Source organism: Thermasporomyces composti, assembly GCF_003386795.1.
Classification (GTDB): Bacteria; Actinomycetota; Actinomycetes; order Propionibacteriales; family Actinopolymorphaceae; genus Thermasporomyces; species Thermasporomyces composti.
On the sequence record NZ_QTUC01000001.1, the window covers coordinates 2445799 to 2461198 of the forward strand.

The following is a 15400-nucleotide window of genomic DNA, read 5'->3' on the forward strand; positions in this document are numbered from 1 at the left end:
AGTGCCGCGAGATCTGACGTGGCCGAGCGCACAGGAGCCGCCGGGCGTCACCAGCCGAGCTCGTGGCAGCCCGTGTGGTCGGCGGGTTCGACCTGCAGGGTGGCGTGGGCGATGCCGTGGCGGTCCCGCAACAGCTGCCGAGCGCGGTCCAGCACCGCGTGCCCACGAGCGAGGTCGTCCGTCACGAGGTGCACCGTCGCGACGTGCATTCCCGAGGTCAGCGTCCACAGGTGCACGTCGTGCACCTCCTGGACGCCCTCGATGCTGGCGAGATCCGCGCTCACCGCGCGGGGGTCGATCCCGGCGGGGGCGTGTTGCGCCAGCACATCCCAGACCTGCCGGCCGAGCCCGACCGCTCTGACCACGACGAAACAGCCGATCGCGACGGCGACCAGCGTGTCCCACAGCGCCATCCCGGTGGCGGCGACGAGGGCCGCCGCGACCACGACCCCGACGGAACCCGCGGTGTCCGCGACGACTTCCAGGTAGGCGCCCTTGACGTTCAAGCTCTCCGACGCGCCCGACCGCAAGAGCAGCATCGCCGCGATGTTCACGCAGAGCCCGATACCGCCGACGACCATCATCGGCCCTGTGGCGATCTCGACGGCGGTGCGGTCGAGTCGTTCGACGGCCTCGCTCACGATGGAGACCGCGACGCCCAGCATCACGAGCACCGCGAAGCCGGAGGCGAACACCTCCGCCCGATACGAGCCGTAGGTGCGGCGCCCGGTCGGCTCCGACCGGCCCGCGACGCGTGTGGCGACCAGCGCCGTCACCAGGGTCACCGCGTCGGCCGCCATGTGGCCGGCGTCGGACAGGAGCGCGAGCGACCCGGACAGGAGCCCGACCGCCAGCTCCACGCCCAAGAACGCCCCGACCAACGCCAGGGCGGCCGCGAGCCGCCACCGATGCCGTGTCCTGGCGTGGCCGATCGCGGCTCCGTGGTGGTGCTCGTGTCCCATCACGCCTCCCGCTGAGTGTGCGTGCCGGCGCAGCAGTCGCATCCCGGCTCACACCGGCAGGCTGCCTCGTCCGTGAGGGCGTCGACGGCCATCGGCGCCGCGCAGCAGGAATCACCTCGCCAGGCCTCGAGGCCTTCCTTGACCGCGACCCCGGCGAGGACGAGTGCCGCGGCCGAGTCCGCCCACGACCAGCCGAACAGGCTGTTGAGCCCCAAGCCGGCGAGCAGCACCGCCGAGAGGTAGGCGCACAGCAACGTCTGCTTGGAATCGGCGACGGCGCTCGCCGAGCCGAGCTGCCGCCCCGCGCGACGCTGCGCGTAGGACAGCCCGGGCATGACGAGGAGCGACAGCGCCGCGAGCACGAGGCCGACCGTGGAGTGCTCCGGCTCCCCGCCTCCCAGCAGGCTGCGGGTCGACTCGACCGTCACGTAGGTGGCGAGCGCGAAGAACGAGACCGCGATGACGCGCAACGCCGTGCGCTCCCGTGCCTCCCGAACGGCGTGGTCGCGGGCGGAGAACTGCCAGGCCACCGCCGCGGCCGAGGAGACCTCGATCAGGGAGTCCAAGCCGAAGCCCACGAGGGCGGTCGACGAGGCGCGAGCGCCCGCGGCGATCGCCACGATCGCCTCGACCACGTTGTAGGAGATGGTCGCGGCGACCAGCCACCGCACCCGTCGCGCCAGCCGCTCTCGTCGCTCGGGTGACGTCGCCACCGGAAGGTTCGCGGTCGACAGCTTGGCGGCGAGGGCCTCCAGCGGTGCCATCAGCAGCACCCCCTGGTCGCGGCGTCCGGGCAGGCCGCGGGGTCGGTGACCAGCACGAGCCTCACGAGGTCGTCCAAGGCGTGCGCCAGTCTCGGGTCGGCGAGCTCGTAGCGCGTCCGCCGTCCCTCTGGCATGGCGACGACCAGTCCGCAGCCGCGAAGGCAGGCCAAGTGGTTCGACAGGTTCGTCCTGGACACTCCGAGCGTCGCCGCCAGGTCTGCCGGGTAGGCCGGTGCCTCGCGCAGCGCGAGCATGATCCGGGACCGGGTCGGGTCGGACAGGGCGTGGCCGAAGCGGGCGAGCGCCTCGGCATGGGTCGCGGTCGTCAGCACGGGCGCACTATACAGCGGAAAATGAATTCAGTAAAGAATGAACTTTGCTTCCTCGCGCGGTGTGATCGGCGTGAAGACGTCGCGAACGCTGATCACCATCACGTCGTCCGGCGCGTGGACGGCCTCGTCGCCGGCGCAGACAGCGAGCTCGATGTCATCAGGACCACCCGGCGGCGCCGCGACCTTGCGGCGGAGCCCAGCGACGATCCGCCGCCCGTCGACACGCCTGCTCCACTCGACTTCCGTCGACGACACACCTGCTCCACTCGACCTCCGCGGCGAAGACAAGGGCTCGGTCGCGACTACCAGTCGGACAGGGGGGATGCGAGCTCGCGCTGCCGCTTCACAAACGGCACGGACCCGGCCTACGACGTGACTTGCACCTGCTGCACGTTCCGTCAGGTGTCAGGAGTGTGCGAGGTAAGCGTGCGAGGTAAGCGTGCGAGGTAAGGAGGTGCGGCGCCATCGCCGTGATCGTTCTGCGGCAGACCGGATCAGGTCGCAGTGTGATCGGGTGCGGTGCCCTTGTGGGTTGCCATCAGGTCGCCGGACACGCCACGTGCTGCCGCACAGTCTCGGCAGGATCGTCAGCGATGAGGACCACGAACGGGGCGAGGACTGCCTACCGCTGGCAGTGGGACCGGTGGGCAGGGGCGGGATCGAACCGCCGACCTTCCGCTTTTCAGGCGGACGCTCATACCAACTGAGCTACCTGCCCCCAATTGGCGATGATGGCCGGCGTTCGCCGGCCACTCGCAGCGACCCCGACGGGACTCGAACCCGCGACCTCCGCCGTGACAGGGCGGCGCGCTAACCAACTGCGCTACGGGGCCACGTTCGCGACCGCATGCTATCGCAGTGCCGATCGGTGCCCCCAACGGGATTCGAACCCGTGCTACCGCCTTGAAAGGGCGGCGTCCTAGGCCTCTAGACGATGAGGGCAAAGCTGCAGCGGGCTCGCCCGCCGTCAGGGACCGCCCAAGTCTACGGGTAGGCGGTCGCCTGCGCCAAATGGGCCCGCCTGAGTCCGTTCACCGGGACGCCCGGAACGCGCCGCGCGTTCGGTGGCTGACCCAATCATGACGTGCCCACCCTGAGGGCGCGGCAGGCGGGTGAACTGGCGGAGCTCAGTTCGATGGCCGTCGCTCGGGTCCTAGCGACCCACGGGCGCCGGCAGCGCGCCCGGCTGGCCCGGCCCGACCGTCTCCGCCGATTCCGGCGTTCCCTCAGGCGCTGGGCTGCCCTCGCCTGGCGTGGTCGGCGCGCCCGGCGAGGGCGAGGTGGGTTCCGGTGTCGGGGTGGGCGTTCGGGTGATCGTCGGCGTCGGCAAGGGAGTGTCTGGCAGCGGCCCGGTGGGCGTCGGGATCGGGCTCGGCGTCATCGGCTCCTCGGTCGGCTCGACCAGGTGACGGTCGATCCGCGCGGAGGTGAGGCCGAGGCCGCCAAGTGCGATGTCGTCCCACGCCTCCAGCTCCAAGGTCTTGCGGTTGATGTAGAGGACGGACAGCTCGATCGGGGCGGGCTCGTCCTTCTCCAGAGCGCGCAAGCCGGCGCCGCCAGTCGTTCCCTGCTGCATGAGCCGGCTGCCCTTGGGCAGCACGGCGGTGTACCGCTTGTGGCCGTCACCGGTGAGGATGAGCGACGCCTTGCCGTCGAGGAACGAGGCGCCGTCACTGGAGTGGTAGACGATGATGTCGACCGGCGGGTCAGCCTTCTCGGCCACTCTCGCGATCGCGATGGCCTGAGCCGCGACGGCCTCGGTCTCCCGCTTGACGTCCCGGTTGCTGCGATCGGGCGTGAACCTGGGGTCGCCCGCGCCCAGGAACCGGATCCCCTTCACGGTCCGGACCGTCCCGTCGAGGACCACCACGTTCGGCAGCTGGCGCATGGCCTGCTCGGTCGCCATCGAGTCGTGGTTGCCGCGAACCCACACGTACGGCACCTTCAGCGACGGGATGCGCTGGAGGAAGTAGTTCTCCGCCTCGGACCCGTGGTCGGTGATGTCGCCGGAGTCCACGATCAGGTCGACGGAGTACTGCCGGGTCACCGAGCTGATCACGTCCCACGCGTGCTCGCCCAGGTGCAGGTCGGAGACATGCAGGAGCCGGATCACGTCGTCGCTCGGCTCGTACGACGGCAGGTTCGACGTGACGTCGTACAGCTTCGTCACGTTGGTGACCAGGCGCACCAGCTCCTGGCTGTAGGCGCCGAAGTTCTCCGCGAGGTCCTGAGCGTTGCCGATGAGGGACGGCGCGCCGGTGAGCAGACCGGAGTACTTCGGCTCCGCGATCGCGCGAGGGTTCAGGGTCTGGGCGGCGACGCCGAAGACGGCCGCGATGGCGACCGCCGCGACGCCGCCGGCGACGAGGGTGGCCCGGCGGCGTCGCACCACGATGAGGGTGGTGAGCGTCGCGCCGAGGGTGCCCACGACGAAGCTCTTGACCGCGGTGGCCTGGACGCCCTCGCGGATGTCCGTGACGATCTGCTCCTCGAGGGTCTCGAGCACTCGCGGATCCCGGACGATCTCGGCCGCGCTCTCCTGGTTGATCCGGTCGACGGTGACCTCGAGCTGGATCGGGCTGTCGTGGGTGTCGAGGGTGAGGGTGCCCAGCGGCGGGATGGACAGGACCGACTCCCCGGACCAGGACGGCAGGAGCCGCATGGTCGTCTCGACGGGTCCGACGGGTCGGGATGTCGCGCCGACGTAGGCCATGGCGGCCATCGCGCCCCCATAGGCCAGCACCGCGACTCCCAGGATGATCACGGGTCGGCGGATGCGACCCCAGACGGCCCGGAGAACCTCCGACAAGAACCGGAGAAACCCCGACATAAGCCGCAGGCACTGTCGTGCGAGTCTCACAGCGCGTCGGGGCCAGCCGTGCGGGCCGGGCGCGGGGAGAGGCTCGGACATCCACTCCGTTGTACCCCACGCAGTGCGATCACGGAGTCACGGGGACATGCGGAGGCCGCGAGCGGCGTGCCGCGGCACGCCGCTCGGACGTGCCCGACGCCCGGGACGCGACGCCCGGGAATGGCGCCGCGAGCGGTGGCGCACCGGCATGGGGGTGTCGCCGCCCGTGAGACGACAATGAGCACGTGCTCGACATCAGCAGGGAGCGGTTCGAGGAGCTGGTGAGCGAGGCGCTCGACCAGATCCCGCCTGAGCTGGCGGAGCTCATGGACAACGTCGTCGTGCTGGTCGAGGACGACCCGCCACCGGACGACCCGGATCTCCTCGGCGTCTACGACGGAACGCCCCTCACCGAGCGCGGCTACTCCTACGCCGGTGTGCTGCCTGATCGCATCACGATCTTCATGAACCCCACGCTGCGGATCTGCGAGACGTACGAGGACGTCGTCGAGGAGGTGCGGGTGACCGTCGTCCACGAGGTCGCCCACCACTTCGGAATCGATGACGAGCGTCTGCACGAGCTCGGCTACGGCTGAGCGAGCCAACACGCCGGGCGGCCTGGCGCCGAACCTCTGGCACCAGGCCGCCGGAGAGGGCTCCCACGTGGGCGTCGGAGTGTTCCCCGCGCCCTTCGAGTCGTGTTGCTCCCGCGCCTTTGACCAGGGAGCCCGCAGACGCGACGGAGACGTCCTCGGTCAGGCCGCGCGGACCTCCACGATCTCGACCGTCATCTTCCCCGCCGGAGCGTCGTAGGTGACCTTGTCGCCGACCTGGTGGCCCAGCAGGGTTCGGCCCAACGGGCTCGTAGGCGTCAGGGCGACGACATCGCCGTCCTGCTCCTCGATGAGCCCGACTTGGTAGGTCTCGGTGCTGCCGTCGTTGAAGCGGAGGGTCACGACGGAGCCGACAGCCACGGTGTCCTCTGGCGCATCAGAGACGACGGTGGTCGCTGACAGTAACTCCTCAATCCTCGCCAGACGGCGGTCGATGTTCTCGATCTCCATCTGCTGGGTCGCGAACCACGCCTGGTCGACCAGATCGCCGCCCTTCTCGCTGCCCTGCTCGGCGAGGAGCTCGGCACGTCGACGCGTGAGCTCGGCCGCCTCGTTCTGCAGGCGCTTGCGCGCGGATTCGGAGAGCTGGTGGATCTGATGGTCGAGGAGACTCATGGCGACCACACTCCCTCGTTCTCCAGACGGTCCCGGGTCGCGCAGGACACGCGTAGCCAACCCCGGTCCACCGTCGTTGATGAAGGTCACCATCCTCTCACGGAGCGTCGCTTTTCGCCGAGGAGTATCACTGCTTGGACGCCCTACGTGAAGATTTGGTCACACTACGCATGCTTTGAGGCGTAACGCCGCCTGAGGACGGGTCGTCAGGCCCTGGTCCCCGCCACGACCGTGACCACGCCAGGCATCCTGGGGTCGATGTCTCACGACCGTCCCGACGCGACCGGCGGCGCCATTCACGGCGACCACCCGTTCCTACCGCCGCCCGAACAGCGCAACCCCATCCGCCGACTTCGAGGACGGCTGACCGCACCGGTGACGCTGTGGACGGCCGGCACAGCGTCCGATCCCACCCCGGGCGCGCGGGCCGGACTTCCGGTTTCCTCGCTTCTGGTCGCAGATGGGGAGCCGGGCCTCGTGCTCGGGCTCGTCGACGACAACTCCGAGCTCTGGGAGGTCCTGGAGGCCACCGGACGGTTCGCGATCTCCGTCCTGCGGTGGGAGCACCGGGCGCTCGCGGACGCTTTCGCGGGAGTGGAGCCGGCGCCGGGTGGGCCTTTCCGACTGACCGAGTGGACCGCCACCGAGTGGGGGCCCGTGCCGACGACGGTCCAGACGTGGGCGGGCTGTCGGCTCCTCCAGGCGCGTCCTTTCGGGTGGGCGCTCGCGGTCGAGGCCGAGATCGAGCACGTCGTCCTCGGGGACGAGACCGACCCTCTGGTGCACCGTCGCGGGCGGTACGTGCCATTGCCGTCGGCCGAGCAGCGCTGACCCCTGGCCAGATCGGCCGCGCCGGCGAGGATCGGAGCGTGGGTGCGCTGTCGGCGTCACAGGCCGTACGCCTCGAGAAGGCGCAGCCAGACCTCGCTCACCGTCGGGAACGCCGGCACGGCGTGCCAGAGGCGGTCCAGTGGCACCTCTCCGACGATGGCGACGGTGGCCGCGTGGAGCAGCTCTCCGACCTCGGGTCCGACCGCCGTAAACCCCACGACCACCAGCCGCTCCTGGTCGACGACCAGCTTGGCGCGCCCGGTGTACCCGTCGGCCCGTAACGCTGCGCCCGCGACCTGGCCGAGGTCGTGCTCGACCGCCCGCACGCTGATCCCCTCGTCGCGTGCTTGCGCCTCGGTGTAGCCGACGGTCGCGACCTGGGGGTCGGTGAAGACGACGGCCGGCACCGCGTGGTGGTCGGCGGTGGCGGCGAACGGTGACCACGCGACCGGCGAGGCGTGCTCGCCCCGCGCCCGGGCCGCGATCGCGTCCCCACACATCCGCGCCTGGTACTTGCCCTGGTGGGTGAACAAGGCCCGGCCATTGACATCGCCCGCCGCGTACAACCAGCCGCCCTCCACCGCGGTGACTCGGCAGCTGTCGTCGACGTCCAACCTGGCGTCGGGTTCCAGGCCGACGGTCTCCAGACCGAGACCAGCCGTCCGCGGCGCCCGGCCGGTCGCGACCAGCACCGTGTCGGCGGTGATCTCGCCGTCGTCCGTGGCGAGGGTGACCGGACCCTCGCCCTCGCGGGACGCCGACCGCAGCGCGACTCCCGTCCGTACGTCGACACCGTCGGCGCGCAACGCGTCGGCGAGAAGGTCGCCGACGAACGGCTCCAGCGCCTCCAGGACCCGCTCACCGCGCTCGAGCAAGACCACCTGCGAACCCAGCCGCGCCCACGCCTGGGCCATCTCGCACCCGACGACGCCACCGCCGACGATGGCCAGCCGCTTGGGTACCTCCTTGGCGCTCGTCGCCTCCCGGCTGGTCCACGGCCGGAGCTCCCGCAGTCCGGGAATCGGGGGGATCGAGGGCTGCGAGCCCGTGCACAGAACGACGGCGTGCCGGGCCTCCACCGGTCGTTCCTCGGTGTCGCCGGAGAGCTGGACCACGACCCGGCGAGGGCCGTCGAGCCGTCCGCGTCCACGGGCGACGGTGATGCCCGTCTGCTCGGCCCACCGCACTTGGGAGCTGTCGTTCCAGTTGGAGGTGAACGCGTCACGGCGTTCCAACACGGCCCGGACGTCGAGGTCTCCCGTCACCGCCTGGGCGGCCCCCGGTACGGCTCGGGCCGCTCGGAGCACCTCGCCGGGCCGAAGCAACGCCTTGCTGGGCATGCACGCCCAGTAGCTGCACTCACCGCCGAGAAGCTCCTGCTCGATGAGCAGGGCGGAAAGCCCGCGCTGAACGACCCGGGCGGCCACGTTCTCGCCAACCGCGCCGCCACCGATGACCACGACGTCGTACGTCCGGTCCAGCGGTGTCTGCTCCGCCCCTGTCTGGCGTGGTGGCTCCTCTGCTCTCGTGTGCGGTCGCTCCTCGGACGCCGAGTCGCTCATGGCCAGCCACCCCTTCCGTCAGACCGGTCGCTATCTCCCGCCTCGGACCTGACACGTCGTCGCGACGTTCCTCGTAGGCAGGCCATGGCGTGGCCACCGTGGTGGTCAGCGAGGCGGGCCTGCTCTCCTCATGCCCTTCCCGGGCCGCCTTGGCGCACTACCGGCGGCTCGCGCGTCGGTCCGACGTGAGCGGAGGGTCGATCCGCCCGTGGCCGCCGAGCTTCGGACCGCTGGTCAGACGTCGGGGTAGGACAGTTCCACGTCGTGCTGGTGGTTGCGACCGCTCACGACGTAGACGCCGCTGGCCGTCGGTGGGTACATCGACGCGACCAGCGTGTACGAGCCTTCGGCGATGTCGTCGAAGCGGTAGTGGCCCGACGGTCCGGACGCCGTGACTCGGACCACCCGTCCCCGGGAGTCGAGCAAGGTGATCTTCGCGTCGGCCAGCGGTTGTCCCTTCATGTTGCGGACCGTGCCATGCAGCTGGCCACCGCCCACGAGCTCCACGTCGTGGCGCACTCGCGTCGCGTCCGGGACGTGGACGATGTGGGCCGTCGGACGGTATCCGGGCGCGTTGATGGTCAAGGTGTAGCTGCCGGGCATGAGGTCGTTGAGGGTGTAGGAGCCGTGAACGCCCGTCGTGGCCGACGTCACCACGTCGCCGTGGGCGTTGGTGAGCGTGACCACCGCGCCCGCGACCGGGTCTCCGACGGCATTCCGGACGTCGCCGTGGATACCGCACGCGGCACGCAAGGTGATGTTGACGTAGGCGAGACGGTCGTACACGTCGACCACCTGGGCGTGCGGCTGGTAGTCCTCGGTGCTGGCGATGAGCAGGTACGAGCCGGGCTCAGGAGCCGCGAGCTCGTACCGCCCATCACCGGCGGCGGTGCTGCGCGCAACCTCGTTGCCGGCGAGGTCGCACAGGGTGAGGACGACCCCCGCGATCGGTCGACCGTCGGTCTGCCGGACGTGGACGTCGATCCGCACGTCGGCACTGTCGAAGTCGTCGGCGCCTTCGAAACCGGTCGACTCGAGGTCCTCGCCGTCCGGCGCGGGGTAGGGCGGGTAGGCGCCGAGGTGCGCCTCGAACTGGGGGTCGATCTCGGGCTCGACGAGATCGTCGGCGGGAGGCTCGGCGTCCGCGAGCGCGCTGTCGTCGAGCTCCGTCTCGTCGAAGTCGGGGACTTGCGCCGGCGGAGCCTCGGCACCGTCGGTCTCAGTGGCCTCATACGTCTTGGCGGCCTCATACGTCTCGGCCCCGTGGGTCGTGCCACGGTACGCCGGCTCGCCATGCGCGCCGCCGACCTTCTCTCCAGGGTCGTGGGCCACCTCTCCGGGGATGGCGACGCGATGGCTTGGCGGACGGTCGGGAACGTCCGCGTCGCCCGGGAACTCAGGGTCAGCCGACCAGAAGACGACCGTCGGTGCAGACGCGGACTCCTCGTCGGTCGACGACAAGGGCTCGAGCTTCAGGGGATCACCACTCCAGCTCGGATCCACCGGCTTCGGCGACATGTCCCGCAGCAGAGCCGAGAAGACGACGGCGCAGCCGAGCGCCGGCGCTCCGTAGAGGAGAGCCGGTGACACGGCCTCGACCAGGTCGGTGGCGAGCTCGGGCCGTAGGTGCGGGGGGAGGAAGGCGAGGGTCTGCGGCGCGAGACCGGTCGGACGCGCCAGACCGTCCGGTGGGGTGAGCCCACCTTCCACTGCCACGGGATGGTCGCCCAGTCGGTAGGTGATCAGCGCGCCGAGGGCGGCGGTGCCGATGCAGGCGCCGAGCTGCCAGGCGTAGCTGATCGCGGCCGTAGCGGCGCCCACGTGTCGCGTCGGTGCGGCGCTCTGCGCGGTGAGCAGGAGAACCGGCACGACGACTCCGGCGCCGACACCGAAGATCGCCATCGCGGTGCTGTCCCGCCAGGACGGCGAGGTCGCGCCCAGGAAGGACAGCAGCCCCAGGCCCGCCGCGGCGACGACGACGCCGAGCGAGCCCCAGAGCGCGTACCGGCCGGTGCGCGCGATCACCGGCCCCACGATGAGCGCGGCGACCACGACTCCGGCGGCGAACGGCGCCATGAGCACGCCTGACTCCCACAGCGTCACAGCGCGCACGACTTGCAGGACGACAGGGAGGAAGGCCAGCGTCCCGGCCACCGTGAGTCCCCCGATGAGGGCGAGCAGGCCCGCCATCGTGACGCCCCGGCCGCGGAAGAGGGTGAGGGGGACCAGCGGCTCGACGGCGTACTTCTCGATGATCAGGAACATGGCCACCAGCGCGACCGTGCCGCCGGCCAGCCCCAGGATGACGGTGGAGTCCCAGGGGTGGGTGGTGCCGCCCCAGACGGTGATCAGGACGACGCAGGCGGTCGCGCTCGCGAACAGCAACGTGCCCAGCATGTCGAGGCCTCGCCGACGTGGGCGCTTCGGCAGCGTCAGCGCGACGAGGCCGAGCAGGAGAGCGACCGTGGCCATGCCGCAGGTGACGTAGAAGCACCAACGCCAGTCCTGGCGCTCGAGGAGGTAACCGGCCAGCAGCGGACCCAATGGGAAGCCGACCACCCAGGCTGCCCCCAGGAGAGACAGGAAGCGGCTGCGCCGCCGGACCGGAACGAGGTCGGCCATGATCGCCGGCGCGAGGGCGATCAGACCGCCTGCTCCGACCGCCTGGATCGCGCGGAAGACGAGGAAGTCAGGTCCGCTCTCCGCCCAGATGGCCGCGAGAGCGCCGCCGATCGCGAAGACGGCGGCGGCGGCGACGAACGGCCACTTGCGTCCCACCAGATCGCCGAGCTTGCCGAAGATCGGCATGGCGAGGATCGTGCCGAGCAGCGGAGCGGTCACGATCCAGGACAGCTCGGCCTCGGCGTTCAGGTCACCGACGATCGTCGGCAGCGCGGCCATGACCGTCGGGAGGTCGATGGTCGCGGCGAGCGTCGCCACCAGGAGCGCGAGGAAACTGATGCGCACCCGGGCATTGCTCACCGAGGGCAGAGGGCTCGCGTGGTGACGAAGGACTCGCGCCGGCGCTGCGACGGGGTCGGGTGAGGGTGTGCCGGCGTGGCTCGACACGTCGGTCGAGGACGTCGCGGTCACGTCGGCGTCACCCGGGCGGGTGCGTTCGACGGGGTCGCTCGGCTCGCCGTCTCCGCCGGGGTCGCGCGAGGGATCCACGCCCTGTGGCGCCGCTGGGCCGGGTGGTGGAGCGGCGAGGGACCCCTCGTCCGTCCCGGCGACGTCTGGCTCGTCCGTCCCCCCGCCGGGGACCGGCGAGCGGGCGGCGAGGTTAGGCGAGCGGGCGGCGAGGTTAGAGGAGCCGACGTCAGTGTCGGGGGAGCCGGTCTCCGAGGCGAGGTCGGCTTCGGCGTCGTCTGCGCCGCCCGTGCCCGCGACGACACCAGCACTGTGCACGGTGGCGTCGCCGGTTCCGTTCCCGACCGACGGAGCTGGGACGTCCCTGACCGTCCGATCATCGGTCGCGTCCGCGTCGTCGCTTCCCGGTCCCTCGATCCGATCGCCGTGCGGGACACCGTTCCCGGGCCGCCAGGTCGTCCTGGCGGTGGTGCCGTCCAGCGCGTCAGGCGGCTCCCCGGGGAGCCCGGACGGAGTGGTGGTAGGGGACGGCATCCTGCTGGTGTCGCCGTCGCTCGTGGTCACGGTCGCACCCCCGGAAGACTCCGTTGACCGGATCACTCTACGGCGCTCCCCTGGCGCCGCAGCCGACCTCGACGCGGCGTGCCGGATACGCGGGTGCGATCACTCCGGTCTCTGCCGCCCGCGACGGTGGCCCACGGCCCGGCGCACGCGCCTCAACCCTCTGGCGGGCCAGGGCCGCACGCGGCTCCGACCTGCCGGGGCGCGCGGCAGACTGGGGTAGGCATCCATCCCCCGGGCGGCTCGACGGGCGGCAGCAGGGATGGCATAGGCTCCCGGGGGACCGGGTTCACCCGGAGGCCGGGCCGTTAGCTCAACTGGCAGAGCAGCGGACTTTTAATCCGCGGGTTCTGGGTTCGATCCCCAGGCGGCCCACCACCAACACTGCAGGTCAGAACCACCGCGGGAGGGCGCATCGGCCTTCGCGGGGATTCGGTCACAGCGTGGTGACGGGCTGGGCACCTCTCAGGATGCTTCGGGGCGCACGCGGCTGGGCGTCGACGACTGGTTGAGAGAGTCGACACCAGTGACTGCGACGTTCCACCGTTCCGCGGTCACAGCATGGATGTGGTGCCGCTCCGTTGGACGTTCTCGACGCCACAGCATGATCACGATCTGATGAATCCAGGTCGTCCCGGCTGGGTGGCGGTGGTCAAGGTCGAGAACCCCTCCGCGGCGTACGTCTCCTTGCGTGCGGAAGTCCTCGACACCAAGCGCAACAAGGTCGAGCAAACCATCCCTCGTGCCTATGCGCTGAAGTAGCGCTCTGGCCTGATCGACGCGAGCCCAGCGGCTCGGCAGGACCGCTGGGCTCGTTCGTCGTGTCCTCACGGCGTGACCAATCACAGCACCGCCACCGTCGCGATTCCCACGATGGTCGGCTCGATGCCCGTCGCCACGTTTACGCACAGGCGGTTCCGTCGCGAACACCGTCGGACACGGCTGGTCGATTACCGTGAAAGTGATCATGGGCCGGCTCGTGGACGACGTCGACGGGATGGGGCATGGCGCGCCGTGTGCGGGTGGGTTGGGTGCGTGGGTGGCTCATGGCCGCGCTCGTCGTGTTCGTTGTCGTGGCGGAGGTGGGCCCAGCGTTCCTGGAGGCTGCACGGCTGTCGTGGTCGCCGCTCGTGGTCGCGGGGGTGGTGGCGGCGCTGACCGGAGCCGTGAGTGTGGTGAAGCCCATCGCCGACGCGTATGCGCAGGCATGGGCACGGTGGCCAGTCCGATGGGTGGAGCGCGCCCAGCGCCGGAAGGAACTGGTGGAGGCGGTCACCGGCGGTCGCGGCTTCCCGCGCATTCGCGATATTCGGGACCATGATCGTTCCTTGCTGGGGATCCACCCAGCGATTCCACTCCCAGCTGACGCCGACCCGAGCCTGTCGGTGGAGCTGCCTACGTACGTCCTCCGGGACATCGACACTGGCTTGCGTGCGTGGTTGGCCGAGCGCCAGCACACGGGTGGATTCCTGTTGCTGGTCGGCCCGGCCGCCGCCGGTAAGACGCGCACCCTGTACGAGGCGCTGCGTGTCGTGGTGCCGAAGTGGCGGCTGATCCTGCCGATGTCCGGGGCACAGGTCAACGAGCTGGCGGCCGCAGATGTCGACCTCAGCCGGACCGTGGTGTGGCTGAACGACATCCCCACCTTTCTCGGAGCGGAGGGGTTGACCGCAGCGACGGTGCGGCGGCTCCTGGCCGACCGCGAGCGCCCGGTCCTGTTGGTCGGGACGATCTGGCCGGACTTGTTCGACGCTCTCACTCGCCCGGCCGCCACCGACGGCACACAGCAAGATCTCGGTCGGGACGCGCGCGAGATCCTCAGCGTCCTCGCGACCCGCTTCGACCTCACCTCCGACTTCAGCCGTCACGAGCAGGAGCGTGCTCGAGCCTTGGCACACCATGACCCACGCCTAGCCGAAGCCACCCACCTGAACGATCCACACATCGCCCAGACCCTCGCCGCCGCCCCCGAACTGATCCGCCGCTGGCGCAACCCCGCGAACCCCTACGGTGCGGCCGTCATCACCGCAGCCGTCACCGCGCGCCGCTGCGGTCATCCAGAACCCATCCCCGAGAGCGTCCTGCGGCCACTCGCCGAACACGTTCTCGCCCCCACAGAGCGGGCCACCGCGCCAACCGACTGGTTCACCGAAGCCCTCGACTGGGCACGCCAACCCGTGCGCGGTAAAGCCGCCCCCCTCACCCCCCCACGCCTCGTCCGTGGGAACAATCGACGGTCACCGTGTCTCCGACGTCCTCGTCGAGCACGCTGCCACCAATCCGGACGCACCTGGTCACACGATCAGCGCCGAGTCCTGGCGTCTGCTCCTCGCTCACGCCGCGCCTGGAGCGTGCGCGGATATCGGACGGAGTGCCTACCTGGAACTCGAGAAACCAGACATCGCGCAGCGTGCGCTTTTCAGAGCCGCTGAGGCGGGCGACGCCCGCGGCATGTTCAATCTGGGGTATCTCTTGGAGAAGCGGGGGGACGAGGCCGAGGCGGAATCGTGGTATCGGCGAGCAGCGGATGCCGGAAACGCCGCCGCGATGACCAACCTGGGAATCCTGTTGAAGGAGCGGGGGGATGAGGCGGCGGCGGAGGTGTGGTGGCGGCGGGCAGCTGCCGCTGGCAGCGCTGCCGCCATGTTCAACCTGGGATACCTCCTCGAAGAGAGAGGGGACGAGGCTCAGGCGGAGTCGTGGTGGCGGCGGGCAGCCAAGGCGGGCAGCACCTTCGCCAAGTCGAGGCTCGGGCTGCGGCTGAGGGAGCGACAAGGTCGGGCAGGGGAGAAGGACGGGTAGCTGTGCCTCGGCAGCAGCCAGGTGCCGGGGAGGCTGGGTCGACTCTGTCGCATGCCGAGGCCGAGCACCGTGGCGAGTCAGGACATGACGTGGGCGTTGTGCGCGCGAACCAGGCTCAGGGGTGCCGGTAGCCGAGTGACGTCGTCACTGCCGGCGAGCATCATCACCGTGCCGCAGGTCCGGACGAGCGCCCGGCACACCGCCTCAGCGCCGCCGTCGACGTGACCGAACGACCGTGGCGAGGCGTGCACCCGAGGACGACGCGCTCAGCCCTAGTCTGCGCAGGCCCTCGGCGATCTCGGCGTCTGTGACGACCGGCCCCTCGCCCATGGCCACCGATTCGAGCATCGACGCGTGCTGTCGTCCAGCGAGTTTCGACCGGCAGCCCTGAGCATCGTTGCGTGACGTGGTGCGTC

The 15400-nt window shown here is 70.6% G+C and carries 14 protein-coding genes and 4 tRNA genes; 6 read left to right on the top strand and 12 right to left on the bottom strand.

Going from position 1 to position 15400, the window contains the following annotated elements; translation table 11 throughout:
- Positions 1-47 precede the first annotated feature (47 nt).
- The 8 genes from DFJ64_RS10535 to DFJ64_RS10570 all read right to left on the bottom strand — a co-directional run bounded on the left by DFJ64_RS10535 (position 48) and on the right by DFJ64_RS10570 (position 4822).
- Positions 48-962 (bottom strand): cation diffusion facilitator family transporter, encoded by a 915-nt coding sequence (locus DFJ64_RS10535; RefSeq protein ID WP_115851984.1) that lies wholly within the window; start codon positions 960-962, stop codon positions 48-50.
- The gene (locus DFJ64_RS10540; RefSeq protein WP_211310563.1) at positions 962-1726 is read right to left on the bottom strand and encodes a cation efflux transmembrane domain-containing protein; all 765 of its coding nucleotides are present in this window, start codon (positions 1724-1726) and stop codon (positions 962-964) included. Before DFJ64_RS10540 ends, DFJ64_RS10535 begins: the two co-directional genes overlap by 1 nt.
- A complete protein-coding gene (locus DFJ64_RS10545; RefSeq protein ID WP_342768120.1) occupies positions 1726-2058 on the bottom strand; it encodes an ArsR/SmtB family transcription factor in 333 nt (110 codons plus the stop codon). Before DFJ64_RS10545 ends, DFJ64_RS10540 begins: the two co-directional genes overlap by 1 nt.
- A gap of 27 nt (positions 2059-2085) precedes the next feature.
- Positions 2086-2313 carry a hypothetical protein gene (locus DFJ64_RS10550; RefSeq protein WP_115850304.1) on the bottom strand — a complete coding sequence of 76 codons (228 nt, stop codon included), beginning with the start codon at positions 2311-2313 and terminating at the stop codon, positions 2086-2088.
- Between the two features lie 389 nt (positions 2314-2702).
- Positions 2703-2776 (bottom strand) — tRNA-Phe (locus DFJ64_RS10555).
- 41 nt (positions 2777-2817) lie between these two features.
- A tRNA-Asp gene (locus DFJ64_RS10560) sits at positions 2818-2891 on the bottom strand.
- Positions 2892-2927: 36 nt separating this feature from the next.
- Positions 2928-3000: transfer RNA gene (locus tag DFJ64_RS10565), tRNA-Glu, on the bottom strand.
- 211 nt (positions 3001-3211) lie between these two features.
- Positions 3212-4822: a metallophosphoesterase family protein gene (locus tag DFJ64_RS10570; RefSeq protein ID WP_147304671.1), complete on the bottom strand. Its 1611-nt coding sequence runs from the start codon at positions 4820-4822 to the stop codon at positions 3212-3214.
- A gap of 332 nt (positions 4823-5154) precedes the next feature.
- On the opposite strand from DFJ64_RS10570, the gene DFJ64_RS10575 reads away from it, so the two are divergent.
- Positions 5155-5505, top strand: coding sequence for a metallopeptidase family protein (locus DFJ64_RS10575; RefSeq protein WP_115850306.1), 351 nt, complete (start codon positions 5155-5157; stop codon positions 5503-5505).
- 159 nt (positions 5506-5664) lie between these two features.
- Here DFJ64_RS10575 and DFJ64_RS10580 read toward each other — a convergent pair whose 3' ends face one another.
- Positions 5665-6138, bottom strand: a complete 474-nt coding sequence (locus DFJ64_RS10580) for a GreA/GreB family elongation factor (protein ID WP_170152572.1) — start codon at positions 6136-6138, stop codon at positions 5665-5667.
- A 258-nt stretch (positions 6139-6396) separates the two neighbouring features.
- Here DFJ64_RS10580 and DFJ64_RS10585 point away from each other — a divergent pair, with 258 nt between their 5' ends.
- On the top strand, positions 6397-6969 hold the full coding sequence (locus tag DFJ64_RS10585) for a flavin reductase family protein (protein ID WP_115851987.1): 573 nt from the start codon (positions 6397-6399) through the stop codon (positions 6967-6969).
- 56 nt (positions 6970-7025) lie between these two features.
- On the opposite strand, the gene DFJ64_RS10590 is transcribed toward DFJ64_RS10585, so the two are convergent.
- Positions 7026-8531 carry a dihydrolipoyl dehydrogenase family protein gene (locus tag DFJ64_RS10590; protein ID WP_115850308.1) on the bottom strand — a complete coding sequence of 502 codons (1506 nt, stop codon included), beginning with the start codon at positions 8529-8531 and terminating at the stop codon, positions 7026-7028.
- 234 nt (positions 8532-8765) lie between these two features.
- Positions 8766-12185: an MFS transporter gene (locus tag DFJ64_RS10595; RefSeq protein ID WP_147304672.1), complete on the bottom strand. Its 3420-nt coding sequence runs from the start codon at positions 12183-12185 to the stop codon at positions 8766-8768.
- Positions 12186-12484: 299 nt separating this feature from the next.
- Here DFJ64_RS10595 and DFJ64_RS10600 point away from each other — a divergent pair.
- The 4 genes from DFJ64_RS10600 to DFJ64_RS10615 all read left to right on the top strand — a co-directional run bounded on the left by DFJ64_RS10600 (position 12485) and on the right by DFJ64_RS10615 (position 14984).
- Positions 12485-12560 (top strand) — tRNA-Lys (locus tag DFJ64_RS10600).
- 240 nt (positions 12561-12800) lie between these two features.
- On the top strand, positions 12801-12944 hold the full coding sequence (locus DFJ64_RS19440) for a hypothetical protein (RefSeq protein WP_170152573.1): 144 nt from the start codon (positions 12801-12803) through the stop codon (positions 12942-12944).
- Positions 12945-13186: 242 nt separating this feature from the next.
- Complete coding sequence (locus DFJ64_RS10610) at positions 13187-14614, top strand: hypothetical protein (RefSeq protein WP_115850311.1); 1428 nt, start codon at positions 13187-13189, stop codon at positions 14612-14614.
- Positions 14583-14984, top strand: a complete 402-nt coding sequence (locus DFJ64_RS10615) for a tetratricopeptide repeat protein (protein ID WP_245941298.1) — start codon at positions 14583-14585, stop codon at positions 14982-14984. Before DFJ64_RS10610 ends, DFJ64_RS10615 begins: the two co-directional genes overlap by 32 nt.
- A gap of 77 nt (positions 14985-15061) precedes the next feature.
- On the opposite strand, the gene DFJ64_RS10620 is transcribed toward DFJ64_RS10615, so the two are convergent.
- Complete coding sequence (locus DFJ64_RS10620; RefSeq protein ID WP_115850313.1) at positions 15062-15235, bottom strand: hypothetical protein; 174 nt, start codon at positions 15233-15235, stop codon at positions 15062-15064.
- Between the last annotated feature and the right edge of the window lie 165 nt (positions 15236-15400).

What these genes read in the sequence shown, in the direction of transcription:
- DFJ64_RS10580 (WP_170152572.1), bottom strand. Translation starts at nt 6,138, where the DNA reads ATGAGTCTCCTCGACCATCAGATCCACCAGCTCTCCGAATCCGCGCGC.
- DFJ64_RS10535 (WP_115851984.1), bottom strand. Translation starts at nt 962, where the DNA reads ATGGGACACGAGCACCACCACGGAGCCGCGATCGGCCACGCCAGGACA.
- DFJ64_RS10610 (WP_115850311.1), top strand. Translation starts at nt 13,187, where the DNA reads ATGGCGCGCCGTGTGCGGGTGGGTTGGGTGCGTGGGTGGCTCATGGCC.
- DFJ64_RS10590 (WP_115850308.1), bottom strand. Translation starts at nt 8,531, where the DNA reads ATGAGCGACTCGGCGTCCGAGGAGCGACCGCACACGAGAGCAGAGGAG.
- DFJ64_RS10540 (WP_211310563.1), bottom strand. Translation starts at nt 1,726, where the DNA reads ATGGCACCGCTGGAGGCCCTCGCCGCCAAGCTGTCGACCGCGAACCTT.
- DFJ64_RS10585 (WP_115851987.1), top strand. Translation starts at nt 6,397, where the DNA reads ATGTCTCACGACCGTCCCGACGCGACCGGCGGCGCCATTCACGGCGAC.
- DFJ64_RS19440 (WP_170152573.1), top strand. Translation starts at nt 12,801, where the DNA reads ATGAATCCAGGTCGTCCCGGCTGGGTGGCGGTGGTCAAGGTCGAGAAC.